Raw genomic sequence first — 15,218 nt, 5'->3', positions numbered from 1 at the left:
TGTCTGTCAATGTGCGACCGATTTGGAAAACACGTTGACGACGATCACGCCGGCGATGATCAGGGCGAGGCCGATGATCGCCGGTAGATCGAGGCGCTGTTTGTAGACGACCCAGCTGATGGCCGAGACCAGCACGATGCCGACGCCCGACCAGATCGCGTAGGCGATGCCGGTCGGAATGGTGCGCAAGGTCAGCGACAGGCTCCAGAACGCCAGCGTGTAGCCGGCCACCGTTACCAGGCTGGGCGCGAGGCGGGTAAAACCGAGCGTGGCTTTCAGGGCCGTGGTTGCGGTGACTTCGGCCACGATGGCGATGGCCAGGTAGACATAGTTGTTCATGTGCATGTCTTGAAGCATGGGCAGTCGGGGGAGGGCTCAGCCTATCATGGGTGGCTGGCCCTGTCCCCGTTCGCGCCTTCCGGCCGTTGCTCATGCAATGGCCGTATGGGAGGCAAGGCCTTGCCCACGCGGACCATCGGCGGGAGCGGCAGCCTCGCATCACAAGAAGGCCCGGGATGACCGCCGATGGCGTGAATCGCATCTCCGGCAACGACGTCTCGGAGTATCAGGGCGGGGGAGGCAGCGCTATTGCGCACTGATGGGCGAGGCTTCCGAACCGTTCGGGCAAGGAAATGACGCAAGAATTTATGTTGTATAAAATTTATATTTTTGCTTCTGAATTGGTTTTTTTCTGATTTTCATGTGAACTATCAGTTGTTTCCTCTGCTGCCTTACCTGTTTTCCTACCTTGACAAAGCAGGTTCGCAGGCCTTAAAAACAGGCCGGTAGTCATTACAAAAACAGGAAAATATCGTGACAGAGAATCAACAAGACAAAAAATTGCAGCGGGGCCTGGAGGCGCGGCATATCGAGCTCATTGCACTCGGCGGCACCATCGGCGTCGGGCTGTTCATGGGCTCGGCCAGTACGCTGAAATGGGCGGGGCCATCGGTCCTGCTTGCCTATGCCATCGCCGGGCTGTTCATTTTCTTCATCATGCGCATTATGGGCGAGATGTTGTACACCGAACCGGTCGCCGGTTCCTTCGCCGTCTACGCGCATAAATACCTGAGTCCCTACTTTGGCTATCTGACCGCCTGGGCCTACTGGCTGATGTGGATCGCGGTCGGTATCTCCGAGATCACGGCGGCAGGTGTCTATGTGCAGTACTGGTTTCCGGGGTTGCCGCAGTGGGTGCCTGCCATTGCCTTTGTCGGTATCCTGGCGGCATCGAACTTGTTGGCGGTGCGCTTGTACGGCGAGTTCGAGTTCTGGTTCGGCCTGATCAAGATCTCCACGATCGTGGTCATGATTCTGGTCGGTGCCAAACTCATTCTGTGGGGCGGCAATGCCATGCCTGCCATTGGCTTCGGCAATCTGACCCAACACGGCGGATTCTTCGCCGGCGGCTGGAAAGGTTTCTTGTTTGCCCTGTGTCTGGTTGTCGCGGCGTATCAGGGGGTCGAACTGGTCGGGATTACCGCCGGCGAGGCCAGGAATCCGCAGGTCACGCTCAAGCGTGCGATCAATAACATCGTCTGGCGTATCCTGATATTTTATATCGGCGCCATCTTCGTCATTGTCACGATCTATCCATGGGATCAGATCGGCACGGCGGGCAGTCCGTTTGTGCTGACGTTCACCAAGATCGGTATCGCTACGGCGGCGGGCATCATCAACTTCGTGGTGCTGACCGCGGCCCTCTCGGGCTGTAACAGCGGCATCTACAGCTGTGGCCGCATGCTGTACACCTTGTCCCGGAATCGCCAGTTGCCGGCCTTTCTGTCGAAAGTGTCCAGCGGCGGCGTTCCGGTCAATGCGATCTGGACCACGATCGCCTGCCTGCTGATCGGCTCGACGCTGAACTACATCATCCCGAATCCCGAGCGCGTGTTTGTCTACGTCTACAGCGCCAGTGTATTGCCGGGCATGGTGCCCTGGTTCGTGGTGCTGGTCTGCCAGGCGCGGTTCCGCCGTGCGAACCGCGAAGCGATGCCGGGCCATCCGTTCAAGTCGATCCTGTATCCGGTTGCCAACTATTTGACGATAGCGTTCCTGGTCTGCGTGCTGATCGGCATGATGATCAACCCGGATACCCGGGTGTCCCTGATCGTCGGCAGCCTGCTGCTGGCCGTCGTTTCGGTCGGGTACAAGGTTTTCGGCCTGGGCCACAAGCGCCGGCAGCTGGAGTTGCAACCAGAAAACACCTGATCGGTGCACGCCTGAATGAAAAGGGCGCCTGCGGGCGCCCTTTTCTGCAGTCAAAGCGGCAGGCGGTAGCGCAGAAACGCCGTGTCCCGCTGCCAGCCCAGGCTCTCATACGTCCTTTGCGCCGCCAGATTGTCGGTGGCGGTGGCCAGCTCCAGCCTGGCCACGCCATGGCGGCGTGCACGTTGTGCTGCCGCCTGCAACAAGCGGGTCGCGACTCCCCTGCGGCGGGCTTGCGGTGCGACGAACAGATCGTTGAGCAGCCATACCGGCGCCGCGGCGACTGATGAAAAGAGCGGAAACAGCTGGGTGAAGCCCTCGATCTCTCCGTCGGCAAGGGCCAGCAGCACGGTCGAGTCGCCGCGCAGCAGGCGTTCGCGGATAAAGGCGTGTGAACTCGCCGCATCGTCCTGGCCATAAAAACGTCGGTAGTCGTCGAACAGCGGCGCCAGCCGGCCAAGATCATCGAGGGTCGCTACACGCAGGGTCGCCGCCGATTCGTGCTGCGCGGGCCGGCACTGTTCCAGCGTGCGCCGCTGCCGGCCATCGGCATCGAAATTATCCTCGGCCAGCCAGGTTTCCAGCGCGGCTTGCGCGGCCGGCCATTCCCGGTCGAGCAGACTGAACCAGGCGGTATCGCGGTTGTGCCCGGATTGCACGCGCGCCTGGCGGAAGGTCCCTTCGTAACGGAAGCCGAGCCGCGTTGCCGCCCGGATCGATGCGGCATTCCGGTCATTGCATTTCCATTCATAGCGGCGATATCCCCAGGCGAAAGCTTGCTTCATCAGCAGGTACATGGCCTCGGTCGCGGCCGGCGTGCGTTGAAGCAGGGGCGAGAAACGCAGAAAGCCGACCTCGATCGCCCCATCTGCCGGTGCGATGCGCAGGTAACTGGCGATCCCGACCGCTTGCTCGCGACGACGGTCGATAATGGCGAAGAACAGCGGATCGCGGCTGTCGCGCATGCCGGCAAACCAGGCATCCCAGTCGGCGTCTGTGCGCGGTGCCGGCATCAGATACGTCCAGCCGGCACCATCGGTATCGGTTTCGAGTGCCGCGCGCAGGCCAGGGCCATGTCGCGGTGGTGAAAAGGGCTCCAGCTTGCAGAAACGGCCTTCGAGCACGGTGCCGTGCGCTGCCGCCGCACCTTGCCAATCCGGGACTTCGTACCCGAGGGGGAGGAGGGCGCGCATCAGATGCCGCCTCCGCAGCCGCACTCGACCGCCTTGCCCGGTGTTGCCGTGGTGGCGTAGCCGTCTCGCTTCCACCAGTCCAGCCCGCCCATCAACTCCTTGACGTCGAAACCCAGCTCGGCCAGCTTGAGCGCCGTCTTGGTCGAGGCATTGCAGCCGATGCCGTCGCAGAAGGCGACCAGCAACCGGTCGCGCGGCAGTTGTGCCACTATCGCGGCGTCGAACGGCCGCGGCAGGTTGATTGCGCCAGGCAGTGTCTCGGCGGCGTAGGCGGCCGGCGAGCGGCCATCGATCAACACGGGCGCATTGCCCTGACGTTGGCTTTCGACGACATCCGCGCTGTCGATTTCGTAGGCGAGTTTGGCGCGGTAGAACGCGACTTGGTCCATGGGCTACTCCTTGGCGGGGTTGAGGGCCGCCTGCTGGAGGCGGCGTGCCGTATGCGGCAGAACCATGATATAAAAGTACAGAGGATCCTTCATAGGGCCAAATAAGTTAAATATCGAGGGGCCACTTTGCACGAACACTGGATTATAGAAGCGTTGGCAAGCGAGCTCGACCGGCACAGCAAGGAGGGCTTGTCGCGCCAGCTCACGCGGCTGCTGCGCGACTGGATCGTCGCCGGGCGCCTCGTCGGCGAGGTGCGCCTGCCCGCCAGCCGCGATCTCGCGCAGTCGATGAGGCTCGGGCGCAATACCGTGCTCTACGCCTATGAACAGCTGTTGGCCGAAGGTTATCTGATTGCGCGCCAGGGGGCCGGCACTTTTGTCAATCGCCTGTTTGCACCCGCCGCCGGGCCCGCTTGCGTGCGCGAGCCGCTGCTCGGCTTGTCGATGCGCGGGCAGCGGCTCTGCACCGGCTACCTGCGTCCGCGCGAGGAACTGGAGGGGGCTTTCGTGCCTTGTGTGCCGGAACTGTCGGCCTTTCCGCATCGTATCTGGCAGCAGTTGCAGGCCCGTCACAATCGCCATGCCGACAGCCGGGATTTCAATTATCAGACCGGTGGCGGCCTGCGTGCGCTGCGCGAAGTGCTGAGCGATTACCTGCAACTGTCGCGTTCGGTGCGTTGCCATCCCGATCGCATCCTGATTACCCAAGGGGCGCAACAGTCGCTGGCGCTGGTGGCGCACCTGCTGGCCGACGCCGGCGACGTAGCGTGGATGGAGGAGCCCGGCTATCTGGGGGCGAAGGCCGCGCTCGCCGCCGCCGGGCTCGAACTGGTGCCGGCTCCGGTCGATGCCGACGGGCTGAATCCGCAAGGCGTGACCGACCCGCGCGTGCCGCGGCTGATCTATACCACTCCGTCGCATCAATTTCCGTCGGGGGTTGTGATGACACTCGCCAGGCGGCTGGAGTTGCTCGAACGTGCGGAACGCAGCAATGCCTGGGTGATCGAGGACGATTATGACAGTGAATTTCGCTACAGTTCGCAGCCCATACCGGCTTTGCAAGGTCTTGCCGACTCGGAGCGGGTCATCTATGTGGGAACCATGAGCAAGGTCATGTATCCCGGCCTGCGCATCGCGTATCTGGTGTTGCCGGACGCACTGATCGACGCCTTTCGACGCGCCAACGCCAGACTGTATCCGGAGGGGCACTATCGCTTGCAGGCGGCGCTGGCCGAATTCATCGAGCGCGGGCATTTCGCGCGCCATGTCCGGCGCATGCGCGAACTGTACCGCAGCCGCCAGGCGTGCCTGCGCCTGGCGCTGGGGCGTGGCGCCGGCGAGTGTCTGCAGCTGTCCCCGGGGGAGGCCGGCATGCATCTGGTGGCGACCTTGCCGTCGGGGATGGATGCGGTGCGGCTGGCCGCGGAGGCGTCGCAGCGCGGGGTCTGCCTGCGAACGCTGGGGCGCCATTATCTGGGCGAGGTCGGCGAGGAGGGCTGGGTGCTCGGGTATGCGGGTATTTCCGAGGCCGAAATCCGGCGCGGCGTCGAGGTCATCGCTGCCGTCATGGCGCCCTGAATGCGGCGGGGACGCGTCCGCTAGCGGCCCACGTCGGCGCGGTCGAGCCTGTAGACGATCAAGTCGTGCAGGACGCCGTAGAGATTTTCACCGTTGTTGATGCGCCCCGAGCGGTGAAAGCCGGCCTTCTGTGCGACGCGATTGCTGGCGGCGTTGAGCTCGGCGCAGCGCAGGAACAGGGTGTCGATGTTCAGCCGCTCGAAGGCATGGAGGCTCAAGGTGCCGAGCGCCTGCGACATGATCCCGCGGCAGGTGTGAGCTTCATCCAGCCAGTAGCCGACCAGGGCGGTGCGGTCGATGACGTCGCGCAGACCTATCGTGCCTATGATCGCGTCGTTGCTGATCAGAAAATAATGGTAGGCCAGCTGGTGGCGGAATTTGTGTTCGCAGTCGGCCAGGTAGCGAAAGCTGTTGACGGGGGTTTGCATCGCATCAAGCCAGGGAAGCCAGACGCGCAGGAAAGCGTCGTTTTTGCGTGTCAGCTCGAAAAATTCCTCGTAGCGCTTTTTTTGCACGGGAAGCAAGCGGATCTGTTCCATTTTCATTCCGGTTTATTTTTTTTGTCAAAAATTACCAATTATCATAAAAATACGCCGGGCAGAGACGATGCGCCAGCCCGGGAAAAGGAGTGGCCATGCGGCAAGGACAACATGATGCGCTATATACGGACCCGCGGCTGGTCGCGTTGTATGACGCGCTCAATGCGGGCGAGCGCGATTATCAGTTCTATCAGCATCTGATGGGCGATTCGCCGCGCCGTATTGTCGATGTCGGTTGCGGCAGCGGCCGCTTCGCCGTGCGCCTGGCCGCACAAGGCCATCAGGTGGTGGCGCTGGACCCGGCGCCGGCGATGCTGTCCGTGGCTCGGGCGCGCGAGGGGGGTGCCGGCGTGGACTGGAGAGAGGGCGGGGTCGAGTCGCTGGCCGTCGCCGAGCGTTTCGACTATGCCGTGATGACCGGACATGCTGTTCAGTGTCTGCTGGACGACAAGGCGCTACTGGCGACCCTGCGCGCCCTCTGCGCGCGGCTGCTTCCGGGCGGGCGGTTTTTGTTCGAAAGCCGCAATCCTTTGCTGGAACCCTGGCGCCGTTGGCGGCCGGATGCCTCGCGCAGGGCGATCACGACGGCGGCAGGGGAGTCGGTAGAGGTCTGGTATGACGGGGTCGCCCTGCATGGCGAGCGTCTTTCTTTCGACGAACACTACCGGTTTGCGCTCGATGATACGGAAATCGTCAGCAGCAGTTGCCTGCGGTTTATTGGGCGCGAGCGTCTCGCCGACCATTTGTTCGCGGCAGGTTTTGCGGGAGCGAGTTGGTATGGCGACTGGGATGGCTCCCCCTGGCGGCCGGACAGTCCCGAGATCATCGTGGCGGCGCAGGTCGGAGGGTGATGTCGTCTTTCATGGCTTTGAATGCCGGCTGGCGGATGAGCCGAGCAGGGGAGGGGGCAGGCAAACTGGAATGTAGTCAAATAGCCGCGCCTCAACCATGGGCTTGAAATGGGTATTGCTGCAATCGTTTGCCTGCGAATTGTTGAGTGCGCAACAATATTTTGATCCGCTAAAACCATTTTTATGAAATGGTTTTTTTATTGAAATTTATTTTATATAAATATGTTATTTTTCAAGTGCTTATGAAGTTTATATAAATTCATATTTTTGTTTAAATAAATAGCGCTCTCTCCGCGTAATACCCTTTTTTGGGTGCGGTTTCCAGTCTTTAAATCAATAAATACTCTTGAAAATACGGGGAAAATGGTTTGTAATACAGACCGTTCAGTTCAGACCCCGGACGGTGAAATCCGTTCAAATCCTTCGCCATTTATATTGGGCGAAGCCCTCGTCAAAAGCAGTACGGCGTCTTGCCGCCGCGGCCTCTGCACCAGCGGATCCGCTTCGCCATGGATGACAGAAAAAAACGCTCGACCGGGCAGGACGGCTCACGCCCTGCGGGGGCGGTTTTGCCTGGATCGCGCTGCCGGTGTCGATTTCGGAACTGTGACAACGGGTCATGTGTCCGCCCAGCGGGTGGTGAAGGTCCGTCCCGCCGCCTCCGGCCGCGTCAGCCGGTGCGATACCGATCCGGGGCGACACATGCCGCTTTCAATCAATGAAGGTCGTTTAGATGATAAACAGAAAACACCCAACCATTGCACGGGGGCTTGCGCTGGCTTTCGTCGCGGTGCTTGCCGGCTGCCATGGCGGCATCCTGGACCCGAAAGGACAGGTTGCGGCGGATGAGAAGTCCTTGATCATCACGGCAACCGTGCTGATGATGCTCGTGGTCGTTCCCGTCATCGTGATGACTCTCGCGTTTGCCTGGAAATACCGCGCGAGCAACACGAACGCGACTTACACCCCCAAGTGGGCGCATTCGCACAAGATCGAAGCCATCGTCTGGCTGGTCCCCTGTGTCATCATCGTGTTCCTGGCCATCCTGGCGTGGAAGACCACGCACCGTCTCGACCCCTATCGCCCGCTGGATTCCGACAAAAAACCGGTCACCATCGAAGCGGTGTCGCTGAACTGGAAGTGGGTGTTCATCTACCCCGACCTTCATATCGCCACGGTCAACCAGATCGCTTTCCCGGTCGATGTGCCCGTCAATTTCAAGATCACGTCGGGATCGGTGATGAATTCCTTCTTCATCCCCCAACTCGGCGGCCAGATCTACGCGATGACCGGAATGATGACTCGCCTGCATCTGATCGCGAACGAAGCCGGCAGCTACGACGGCCTGTCGTCCAACTATAGCGGTGCCGGTTTCTCCGGCATGCATTTCAAGGCGATCGCCACCCGTACGCCGGCAGAATTCGACGCCTGGGTGAAACAGGTGCGCGAAAAATCCTCGCGCACGCTGGATGCCGCTGCCTTCGACGCGCTGTCCAAGCCCAGCGAGAACCATCCGGTCGAGTATTTTTCGTCCGTCACGCCCGATCTGTTTACCACGATTTTGAACCGGTACATGTCGAACCACATGGTTATGCGAGCGCCCGGTAAACCCGGCCAGTTGGCCGATCTGAAGTCTGGCACGTGTACGCCGGTCGCCAAGGAGTAAGAACGAGATGTTCGGAAAACTAAGTCTGGACGCCATCCCTTTCCACGAACCCATCATCATGGTGACGCTCGCCGGTGTCGGCGTGGTCGGTCTAGCGCTGATCGCCGCGATCACCCGCTTCGGCAAGTGGGGCTATCTGTGGAAGGAATGGTTCACCTCCGTCGATCACAAGCGTATCGGCGTGATGTATATCATCGTGGCCCTGGTCATGCTGCTGCGCGGCTTCGCCGACGCCCTGATGATGCGCACGCAACTCGCGCTGGCCACCAACGGTCACCTCGGCGTGCTGCCGCCCGAACACTACGACCAGATCTTCACCGCGCACGGTGTGATCATGATCATCTTCATGGCCATGCCGTTCATGACCGGCCTGATGAATATCGTGGTGCCGCTGCAGATCGGCGCGCGCGACGTCGCCTTCCCCTTCCTGAACTCGCTGAGCTTCTGGTTGCTGGTTGCCGCCGCTGCCCTGGTCAATGTCTCCCTCGGCGTCGGCGAGTTCGCCCGCACCGGTTGGGTTGCCTATCCCCCGCTGGCCGAACTGGCCTACAGCCCGGGGGTCGGGGTCGATTACTACACCTGGGCCCTGCAGATAGCGGGGGTAGGGACGACGCTCACGGCGATCAATTTCCTGGTTACCGTGATCAAGATGCGCGCACCGGGCATGAAATGGATGCAGATGCCCATCTTTACCTGGACCTGCACCTGGGCCAACGTACTGATCGTGGCGTCCTTCCCGATCCTGACCGGTGCGCTCGCGCTTCTGAGTCTCGATCGCTACATGGATTTCCACTTCTTCACCAACGACGGTGGCGGCAACGCCATGATGTATATCAACCTGTTCTGGGCCTGGGGCCATCCCGAGGTCTACATACTGGTGCTGCCGGCGTTCGGCGTATTCTCGGAAGTCATTTCCACCTTTACCGGCAAGCGCTTGTTCGGCTACGCCTCCATGGTCTGGGCCAGTGGCGCGATCACCGTGCTCAGCTTCCTGGTCTGGCTCCACCACTTCTTCACGATGGGGTCCGGCGCCAATGTCAACGCCTTCTTCGGGATCGCGACGATGATTATCGCCGTGCCGACCGGGGTGAAGTTGTTCAACTGGCTGTTCACCATCTACCGCGGACGCTTGCATTTCACTGCGCCGGTCATGTGGACGCTGGGCTTCATGGTCACCTTCTCCATCGGCGGCATGACCGGCGTGCTGATGTCGGTGCCGGGGGCAGACTTCGTGCTGCACAACAGCCTGTTCCTGATCGCGCACTTCCATAACACCATCATCGGGGGCGCCGTATTCGGTTATCTGGCCGGCTTCAGCTTCTGGTTCCCGAAGGCTTTCGGTTTCAAGCTCAACGAAAAGCTGGGCAAGGCCGCGTTCTGGTTCTGGCAGAGCGGTTTCTACTTTGCTTTCGTGCCGCTCTACATCCTGGGTTTCATGGGCATGACCCGGCGCCTGAATCACACCAACAATCCGGACTGGACGCCCTGGCTCTATCTGGCCTGCGTCGGTGCGGTCCTGATTCTGCTTGGCATCGCCTGCCAGCTGCTGCAGCTCTATGTCAGCCTGCGCGACCGCGAGAAGAACGAGGATGTGAGCGGCGACCCGTGGAATGGCCATACGCTGGAATGGTCGACCTCGTCTCCACCGCCGTTCTACAACTTTGCCACTCTGCCGGTTGTGCACGATATCGACGCATTCACCGATATGAAAGAGAAGGGCATCGCTTACGCCCGTCCGGCCTGCTATGAGCCCATCCATATGCCGAAGAATACCTCGGCCGGTATTTTCATCGCCGCTTTTGTCGGCGTGGCAGGGTTTGCGGCCATCTGGCATATCTGGTGGCTGGCCGTCATCGGTTTGATCGGGGTCGTCGCCAGCTTCCTGGTCCGCGCCTACGACGACGATGTGGATTACTACGTGCAACCCGATGAAATCGAGCGTATCGAAAGTGCACATCTGAAAAAAATTGCGAAGCAGGCTTAAGCAACCATGTCGACACATGTAAACCCGGCGCACAGCGCACATGCCCACGGGCATGAACACCACGACAGCGGATCCAGTACCGTCCTCGGTTTCTGGCTCTATCTGATGACGGACTGCATCCTGTTCGCGACCGCATTCGCGACCTATTCGGTGCTGTTCCAGAACACGGCCGGCGGTATCGCCGGCAAGGACATCTTCGAGCTGAAGTATGTGCTCGTCGAAACCTTCGCTCTGCTGTTGAGCAGTATCACTTATGGCTTTGCCATGATTTGTGCCCACAAGGGCAATAAGGCGGGCGTGATCGGCTTCTTGCTGGTGACCTTCCTGTTTGGCGCCCTTTTTATCGGGATGGAAGTCAATGAGTTCCACCATCTGATCGTCGAAGGCCACGGTCCCAACGCCAGTGCTTTCCTGTCCGCCTTCTTCGCGCTCGTCGGCCTGCATGGGCTGCACGTGACGGCGGGGCTGTTGTGGATGGCCGTGCTGATGCTCGAGACGCGCAAGCGCGGTCTCCAGCCGCGCACGCTGACGCGTCTGAGTTGCCTGAGTCTGTTCTGGCACTTCCTGGACATCGTCTGGATCTGTGTGTTTACCGTCGTCTATCTGATGGGGGCCATGTAAATGAGTCAAGGAAACAGTCATGCCGCGAGCCACGGCAGCGTCAGATCCTATGCCACCGGCTTTGTGCTGTCGCTGATTCTGACCGTGATTCCGTTCTGGATGGTCATGAGCGGCCACTTCGATCGCCATACGACGACGATTTCGATCTTTGCCTTTGCCGTTGCGCAGATTCTGGTGCACCTGAAGGCTTTCCTGCACCTGAACTTTACGCGTGAAGGGCGGATCAATTCCTTTTCGTTCATGTTCACCGCGCTCGTCATCGTCTTGCTGGTGGGCTTGTCCATCTGGATCCTATCCAGCGCCACCCTGATGATGGTCCACTGAGTACGCACCGTGAAGCTAAAGCGCTATCTGCTCGTCACCAAGCCGGGGATCATCTTCGGCAACCTGATCTCGGTCGCGGGGGGCTTTTTGCTCGCCTCTCGCGGGCGTATCGATTTCGCCCTGTTCCTGGCGACCGTGCTGGGCTTGTCGCTGGTGGTGGCATCCGGCTGCGCGATCAATAACTGCATCGACCGCGATATCGACCGCAAGATGCAGCGCACGCGCAACAGGGTGCTGGTGACCGGCGCCATCTCCGTTCGCGCAGCCTTCGCGCATGGAGTGGTGCTTGGCATTGCCGGGTTCTGGATACTCGGGTACTGGACGACGCCGGTGGCGGTGGCGTTTGCCGCCTTCGGTTATGTGGTTTATGTCGGGCTTTACAGTCTGTATATGAAGCGCCATTCCGTTTATGGAACGCTGGTCGGCAGCTTGTCCGGCGCGGTGCCGCCCGTGGTTGGCTATTGTGCGGTCAAGGGCAGTTTCGACATGGGGGCCGCGATCCTGCTGCTGATGTTCAGCCTGTGGCAGATGCCACACTCCTATGCGATCGCGATTTTCCGGTTTTCGGATTACCAGGCGGCGGGTATTCCCGTGTTGCCAGTGGTCAAGGGGGTGACGGCGGCCAAACGCCAGATCGTTCTGTACATCGTCGCCTTCGCCGCCGCCACGCTGATGCTCGGCCTCAGTGGTTATGTCGGCTACGGTTATCTGGCGGTGGCGGGTGCCACCAGCTTGTGGTGGCTGCGCATGGCCTTGTCCGGCTACCGTTCGGCTGTCGATGATAGGGCCTGGGCGCGCCAGGTGTTTGTTTTTTCCATCGTCACCATCACCGCACTCAGCGTGATGATGGCGCTCGACTTCCAGAGTCCCGCGGCCGGGTTTGTTGCGGCTCGTTTGTAAACCGGACAGCCCTTGTGGCACCGAACCCATCGTCCCTGTGTGACGATGGGTTTTTTTGCGTGGCAGGTTAGTGTTATGTCATCCCTTCTTATATTTTTCAGCGCAAAAAGGTAGTATGAGGGTCGGCCACGCTAGTGAACAGCGAGGCGTGAACGCCCGGTCCGTACTGTGCATCTGCCGGTGACTAGGGCTATTTTGGCTCGCCGCAATGTGTGTTCCCATGGCGCGATGCCGTGCAAGCCGGCATCTGCAGCTACCCTGCCTTGCCGTGAACAGGACGATGGCACCGAATGTTCCATGACTGAAGACTACCCTCGCAACGCTAGGCATCGCTCGATTTTATCGGGTTCCGGACCCCGGGCCTCCCCGCATGTGGCCACGAAGATCGTCGCTGTTTACGCGGTATTCTCGGTACTCTGGGTTGGCATCGGCGATCGTCTGGTCGCCGCTTTCAGTCCCGATATCAGAGTGTTTGCCCTGATCAGCGTGGCCAAGGGCTGGCTGTTCATCGCACTGACCTCGCTGCTGCTTTTTTTGCTGCTGCGCCGGGTGCTCGCGGCCTGGTCCAGTTGGGAGCGTGAACTCAGGGAAAACGAAGAGAGCCTGAATTTTGTCCTGGAGGGGGGGCAACTCGGATTTTGGGACTGGAATTTTCAGACCAATCACGTCAAGCGCAACCGGATCTGGGCCGAAATGCTTGGCTACCCCTTCGAGGAGATCGAGTTCACGACCCGGCAGTGGACCGATTTCATTCATCCCGACGATCGCGACCGGGTCTGGCATTCGATCCACAGCGTTCTCAACGGGCAGAAGGCGATGCACGAATTGACCTATCGTCTGCGCACCAGCGATGGCGGCTACAAGTGGGTGCTTGACCGTGCGCGCGTGGTTCAGCGCGATGCCCAGGGGCAACCGATCCGTCTGTGCGGGACCCATACCGATGTCGACAAGCTGAAGCGGGCGGAGCAGGCCCTGGAGGACAGCGAACAACGCTTCCGCGGTATTTTCGAGAATGCCGCCATCGGCATCGCCCAGATTGGGCTGGACGGCGGCCTGCTCAATTTCAACGATGCATTCTGCACGATCATCGGTCATCGCCGCGAGGAGCTGGAACGGCCTGGGTCGATGGCGGAACCGTTTTCCTTGCGCGTCGATCTGGATATCACGCGGCAGGATCTGAATCGTCTGTTCGAGGGGCAAGTCGCCTGTCTGGAAATCGAAAAACGTTATCTGCGATGCGATGCCGAACCGGTCTGGGTCCACCTTTCGGCTTCGCTCGTCAGCGATGCAGACGGTCAGCCGCAGTACATCATCAGTACCTTCCAGAATATAACGGCACGCAAGAAGCTGCAGGAAGAACTGGAAGTCCAGGCTCGGCTGGACGGCTTGACCGGCGTCAATAATCGCCGCTATTTCCTTGAACGCAGCGTGATCGAACTGTCGCGCTCCGCACGCTACGGCAACCCCTTGTCCTTGCTGATGATCGATATCGACCATTTCAAGCATGTCAACGACACCTGGGGCCACAAGGCCGGCGATAGCGTGCTGCAGCGGCTCGGCCACGTGTTTCGCGACGGCTTGCGGGAGGTCGATATCATCGGGCGGATGGGGGGCGAGGAGTTCGCGATTTTGCTGCCGATGACAGGAAGCCTTCGCGCGGTGGAGGTGGCGGAGCGCTTGCGCACCCATGTGGCCGGCTGTTTGATCGAGGTCGACAGCACTTTGACGCTGTCGGTGACCATCTCGGTCGGCGTATCGACATTGCAGGCCACGGAAGGCAGTATTGACGCCTTGCTGAGCAAGGCGGATCAGGGTTTGTATCTGGCCAAGGCGAACGGCCGCAACCGGGTGGTTTGTTGAGGGCGCACGCCTTCCTCCCCGGCACGCAGACGGGCCGGGGAGGGGGGCGGATTTACAAGGCGGGGTAGTCGGTATAGCCGGCGGCTCCGGAGCCGTAGAAGGTTTCCGGGTGCGGCGCGTTCAGCGCTGCCCCCGTCCGGAAGCGTCGCGGCAGGTCGGGGTTGGCGATGAAGGGAACGCCGAAAGCGACGGCATCGGCGGTGCCGGCCTCGACGACGCTGGCCGCGCTCTCGGCGCTGAATTTTTCGTTGGCGATGAAGACGCCGCCGAATTCGCGCTTCAGCATCGGGCCCAGGCTGTCGGCGCCTTGCGCCTCGCGCGCGCAAATGAAGGCGATGCCGCGGCGGCCGAGTTCGCGTGCCACATAGCCGAAGGTCTCGGCCGGGTTGTCGTCACCCATGGTGTGGCTGTCGCCGCGCGGAGCGAGGTGCATACCGACGCGTCCGGCACCCCATACTTCGATGCAGGCATCGGTGACTTCCAGCAGCAGGCGTGCGCGGTTTTCGACCGAACCGCCATACATGTCGGTGCGCTGATTGGTCGAGCTTTGCAGAAACTGATCGAGAAGATAGCCGTTGGCGCCGTGGATTTCCACGCCGTCGAAGCCGGCGGCGAGGGCATTTGCCGCGCCCTTGCGGTAGGCGGCGACAATGCCGGCGATTTCTGCCGTCTCCAGCGCACGCGGAGTGGTGTATGCCCGCATCGGACGCAGCAGGCTGACATGGCCTTCGGCAGCGATGGCCGACGGTGCGACCGGCAAGGCGCCGTCAAGGTACTCTGGGTCCGATATGCGACCCACGTGCCACAGTTGCAGCACGATACGGCCGCCTTCTTCGTGCACGGCGGTCGTGATCTTTTTCCAGCCTTCGACCTGCTCATCCGACCAGATCCCCGGCGTATCCGGGTAGCCGACCCCCATCGGGGTGACGGCGGTCGCTTCGCTGATGATCAGGCCGGCACTCGCGCGCTGGCGATAGTACTGGGCCATCAAGTCGTTCGGCACACGGCCGGCATCGGCGCGGCAGCGGGTGAGCGGTGCCATGATGATGCGGTTTTTCAGCTCGATCTTGCCCAGGGTGAGGGGGGAAAACAAAATCGTCATTGC

The 15,218-nt window shown here is 60.8% G+C and carries 14 protein-coding genes; 9 read left to right on the top strand and 5 right to left on the bottom strand.

Annotation, left to right across the window (positions count from 1 at the left end; translation table 11 throughout):
- Window positions 1-6: 6 nt before the first annotated feature.
- Entirely contained in the window at window positions 7-339 is a 333-nt protein-coding gene (locus tag G520_RS0103870; RefSeq protein WP_028534500.1) for an SMR family transporter, read from the bottom strand.
- Window positions 340-813: 474 nt separating this feature from the next.
- Between G520_RS0103870 and G520_RS0103865 the strand changes: the two genes are divergently transcribed.
- A complete protein-coding gene (locus G520_RS0103865; protein ID WP_028534499.1) occupies window positions 814-2,211 on the top strand; it encodes an amino acid permease in 1,398 nt (465 codons plus the stop codon).
- Window positions 2,212-2,261: 50 nt separating this feature from the next.
- Here the strand turns inward: G520_RS0103865 and G520_RS25480 are convergent, their stop codons facing one another.
- Both G520_RS25480 and G520_RS0103855 read right to left on the bottom strand, forming a co-directional pair.
- Window positions 2,262-3,401, bottom strand: a complete 1,140-nt coding sequence (locus G520_RS25480) for a GNAT family N-acetyltransferase (RefSeq protein ID WP_036665177.1) — start codon at window positions 3,399-3,401, stop codon at window positions 2,262-2,264.
- A complete protein-coding gene (locus G520_RS0103855) occupies window positions 3,401-3,790 on the bottom strand; it encodes a rhodanese-like domain-containing protein (protein ID WP_028534497.1) in 390 nt (129 codons plus the stop codon). Before G520_RS0103855 ends, G520_RS25480 begins: the two co-directional genes overlap by 1 nt.
- A gap of 126 nt (window positions 3,791-3,916) precedes the next feature.
- Between G520_RS0103855 and pdxR the strand changes: the two genes are divergently transcribed.
- Window positions 3,917-5,368 carry a MocR-like pyridoxine biosynthesis transcription factor PdxR gene (pdxR, locus tag G520_RS0103845; protein WP_028534496.1) on the top strand — a complete coding sequence of 484 codons (1,452 nt, stop codon included), beginning with the start codon at window positions 3,917-3,919 and terminating at the stop codon, window positions 5,366-5,368.
- 20 nt (window positions 5,369-5,388) lie between these two features.
- On the opposite strand, the gene G520_RS0103840 is transcribed toward pdxR, so the two are convergent.
- Window positions 5,389-5,907, bottom strand: a complete 519-nt coding sequence (locus G520_RS0103840; RefSeq protein WP_028534495.1) for a GNAT family N-acetyltransferase — start codon at window positions 5,905-5,907, stop codon at window positions 5,389-5,391.
- 95 nt (window positions 5,908-6,002) lie between these two features.
- On the opposite strand from G520_RS0103840, the gene G520_RS0103835 reads away from it, so the two are divergent.
- The 7 genes from G520_RS0103835 (at window position 6,003) to G520_RS0103805 (ending at window position 14,113) form a co-directional block, all read left to right on the top strand.
- Window positions 6,003-6,758: a class I SAM-dependent methyltransferase gene (locus G520_RS0103835; protein WP_028534494.1), complete on the top strand. Its 756-nt coding sequence runs from the start codon at window positions 6,003-6,005 to the stop codon at window positions 6,756-6,758.
- Between the two features lie 733 nt (window positions 6,759-7,491).
- On the top strand, window positions 7,492-8,424 hold the full coding sequence (gene cyoA, locus G520_RS0103830) for a ubiquinol oxidase subunit II (RefSeq protein ID WP_028534493.1): 933 nt from the start codon (window positions 7,492-7,494) through the stop codon (window positions 8,422-8,424).
- Between the two features lie 7 nt (window positions 8,425-8,431).
- A complete protein-coding gene (gene cyoB, locus G520_RS0103825) occupies window positions 8,432-10,408 on the top strand; it encodes a cytochrome o ubiquinol oxidase subunit I (RefSeq protein ID WP_028534492.1) in 1,977 nt (658 codons plus the stop codon).
- Window positions 10,409-10,414: 6 nt separating this feature from the next.
- Window positions 10,415-11,029, top strand: a complete 615-nt coding sequence (cyoC, locus tag G520_RS0103820; RefSeq protein ID WP_028534491.1) for a cytochrome o ubiquinol oxidase subunit III — start codon at window positions 10,415-10,417, stop codon at window positions 11,027-11,029.
- A complete protein-coding gene (cyoD, locus tag G520_RS0103815; protein ID WP_028534490.1) occupies window positions 11,030-11,353 on the top strand; it encodes a cytochrome o ubiquinol oxidase subunit IV in 324 nt (107 codons plus the stop codon).
- A 9-nt stretch (window positions 11,354-11,362) separates the two neighbouring features.
- Window positions 11,363-12,253 carry a heme o synthase gene (cyoE, locus tag G520_RS0103810; RefSeq protein WP_028534489.1) on the top strand — a complete coding sequence of 297 codons (891 nt, stop codon included), beginning with the start codon at window positions 11,363-11,365 and terminating at the stop codon, window positions 12,251-12,253.
- A gap of 372 nt (window positions 12,254-12,625) precedes the next feature.
- Window positions 12,626-14,113, top strand: a complete 1,488-nt coding sequence (locus G520_RS0103805; protein ID WP_028534488.1) for a sensor domain-containing diguanylate cyclase — start codon at window positions 12,626-12,628, stop codon at window positions 14,111-14,113.
- A gap of 52 nt (window positions 14,114-14,165) precedes the next feature.
- Here the strand turns inward: G520_RS0103805 and G520_RS0103800 are convergent, their stop codons facing one another.
- Complete coding sequence (locus G520_RS0103800; protein ID WP_028534487.1) at window positions 14,166-15,215, bottom strand: alkene reductase; 1,050 nt, start codon at window positions 15,213-15,215, stop codon at window positions 14,166-14,168.
- Between the last annotated feature and the right edge of the window lie 3 nt (window positions 15,216-15,218).

The organism is Paludibacterium yongneupense DSM 18731 (genome assembly GCF_000422925.1).
Lineage (GTDB): Bacteria > Pseudomonadota > Gammaproteobacteria > Burkholderiales > Chromobacteriaceae > Paludibacterium > Paludibacterium yongneupense.
The sequence above is the reverse complement of the archived record's forward strand: the minus strand, read 5'-3'. Positions and strand labels throughout refer to the sequence as shown.

Coding starts and splice junctions, on each gene's coding strand:
- G520_RS0103870 (WP_028534500.1), bottom strand. CDS start 339: ATGAACAACTATGTCTACCTGGCCATCGCCATCGTGGCCGAAGTCACC.
- G520_RS25480 (WP_036665177.1), bottom strand. CDS start 3,401: ATGCGCGCCCTCCTCCCCCTCGGGTACGAAGTCCCGGATTGGCAAGGT.
- G520_RS0103855 (WP_028534497.1), bottom strand. CDS start 3,790: ATGGACCAAGTCGCGTTCTACCGCGCCAAACTCGCCTACGAAATCGAC.
- G520_RS0103840 (WP_028534495.1), bottom strand. CDS start 5,907: ATGGAACAGATCCGCTTGCTTCCCGTGCAAAAAAAGCGCTACGAGGAA.
- G520_RS0103835 (WP_028534494.1), top strand. CDS start 6,003: ATGCGGCAAGGACAACATGATGCGCTATATACGGACCCGCGGCTGGTC.
- cyoA (WP_028534493.1), top strand. CDS start 7,492: ATGATAAACAGAAAACACCCAACCATTGCACGGGGGCTTGCGCTGGCT.
- cyoB (WP_028534492.1), top strand. CDS start 8,432: ATGTTCGGAAAACTAAGTCTGGACGCCATCCCTTTCCACGAACCCATC.
- cyoC (WP_028534491.1), top strand. CDS start 10,415: ATGTCGACACATGTAAACCCGGCGCACAGCGCACATGCCCACGGGCAT.
- cyoD (WP_028534490.1), top strand. CDS start 11,030: ATGAGTCAAGGAAACAGTCATGCCGCGAGCCACGGCAGCGTCAGATCC.
- G520_RS0103800 (WP_028534487.1), bottom strand. CDS start 15,215: ATGACGATTTTGTTTTCCCCCCTCACCCTGGGCAAGATCGAGCTGAAA.